Origin of the sequence: Bradyrhizobium sp. (assembly GCF_016462955.1) — a bacterium.
GTDB lineage: Bacteria > Pseudomonadota > Alphaproteobacteria > Rhizobiales > Xanthobacteraceae > Bradyrhizobium.
On the sequence record NZ_JAEMSD010000830.1, the window covers coordinates 1 to 1,841 of the forward strand.

2 protein-coding genes are annotated in these 1,841 nt (G+C 65.2%); one reads left to right on the forward strand and one right to left on the reverse strand.

The genetic code is table 11. The features are described from left to right. On the reverse strand, positions 1 to 517 hold a 517-nt coding region (locus JHD07_RS38925), incomplete at its 3' end, for a thermonuclease family protein (protein WP_291631875.1). 201 nt (positions 518 to 718) lie between these two features. Between JHD07_RS38925 and JHD07_RS38930 the strand changes: the two genes are divergently transcribed. Beyond that, on the forward strand, positions 719 to 1,841 hold a 1,123-nt coding region (locus tag JHD07_RS38930), incomplete at its 3' end, for a GMC family oxidoreductase N-terminal domain-containing protein (protein WP_291631877.1).

Here is a 1,841-nt window from a genome sequence, read left to right on the forward strand (position 1 = left end):
CCTTCTTGCCGCTCCGGAAATCCTGCGGCGCAACAAAGCAGCCCTTCCAGATGCCGGCCCCCGTGGCCTTGGCCTCGGCCGCAGCCGGCTTGACACTGGTCTTGACTGGCTCACGGGCGAGGGCAAAGCCGAGCTTGACCAGTTGCTCGTTCAAGCTGGCCTTGTCGCCTTCGGCCGTGCAGATCGCCCGGTGGCGTTTGCCAAAGCTCTTCTCCGGACCGACGTCGTCACAGCGCACCATCCGTCCCTTGATGAGCTTGGTGAGCTGTTCGCGGGCCGCGATGCCGCAGGTCCAGGAATCGGCATGGTCGTCGATGCAGACCTGGTCGAGCTCGGGCGCGTCGACACCGTCGAGCCGGTAGGTGACGTCCCCGAGCTGGATCGAATTGCCGTCCCGGGCGGTCGCGGCGGTGGTCAGCGCAAAGACCGGCCCGGACGATCCCAGAAGCCCGGGCAATGCAAAAAACGAAACGAGCGCAAAAGCGCGGGCGGCGGCAAAGAAGTTTCGGAAGGACATACGGTCTCGCTATCGATGGCTCGGGCGCCCTGTTCCTAGCATCGGGATGTGGCGATACCAATGGCCTGCGCCTCGCGAATTGCGACATTCCGGCCTCGCGGCTTTACTCGGCCATCGCTCTGACTCTATCGTTCTCCGGCCACGCTGACCGCGTGCGGCCGGATCGCCCGAAAAGCGGCGAGGGCGGGAGGACAAGGTGCGATGAAAGACCCCGTGGACGTGCTGATCATCGGCGCCGGCGCATCTGGCGCCGCGGTGGCGTGGTCGCTGGCCGAAACCAAGATGCACATCCTTTGCCTGGAGCAGGGCGGCTGGATGAATCCGGCGGAGTATCCGAGCACGGGCCGCGACTGGGAGGCCAAGTTTTACGGCGAATGGTCGTCGAGCCCCAACACCCGAGGCCGGCCCGAGGACTACCCGATCAACGACGACAACTCGCCGATCAAGGTGGTCAACTACAACGCGGTCGGCGGCTCGACGGTGATGTACACCGCGCACTGGCCGCGGCTGCATCCCTCCGACTTCAAGGTGAAGACGCTGGATGGCGTCGCCGACGACTGGCCGATCGATTACGACGCGCTGACGCCGTTCTTCGAAGAGAACGACCGCATGATGGGCACGTCCGGCCTGTCGGGCGATCCGCTCTCGCCGCTGACGCATCCGCCGATGCCGCAACAGCCGATGGGCCTGTCCGGCGCCGTCATTGCCAAGGCCATGAACGAGCTTGGTTGGCACTGGTGGCCCTCGGACACCACGGTCGCGACGATGGACTATGAGGGACGGGCGCGCTGCATCAATCTCGGCCATTGCACGCCGGCCTGCGCGCAGGGCGCAAAGTCGTCCACCGACATCACCTATTGGCCCCAAGCCATCCGTGCCGGCGTCGAGCTGCGCACCCATTGCCGGGTGCGCGAGATCACCACCGACGAGAACGGCATGGCGTCCGGCGTGGTCTACTACGATAAGGACGGCGTCGAGCAGTTTCAGCCGGCGCATGTCGTCATCATCGCCTGCAACGGCGTCGGCACGCCACGGCTGCTGCTGAACTCTGCATCGGGACGCTTTCCTAACGGGCTTGCAAATTCGTCCGGTCTCGTCGGCAAGAACCTGATGTTCCATCCCTATGCGCAGATCTACGGATTCGTGAAGGAGCCGACCGACAGCAATCGGGCGCCGCCGACCTGTCTGTGGAGCAAGGAGTTTTACGACACCGACCTGTCGCGCGGCTTCGTGCGCGGCTACGCCATCCAGTTCGGCCGCGGCGCAGGGCCGGTGTTCGAGGCGGTCGCCAGCGAGCAAAAAGGCATACTGCCCTGGGGCGCGG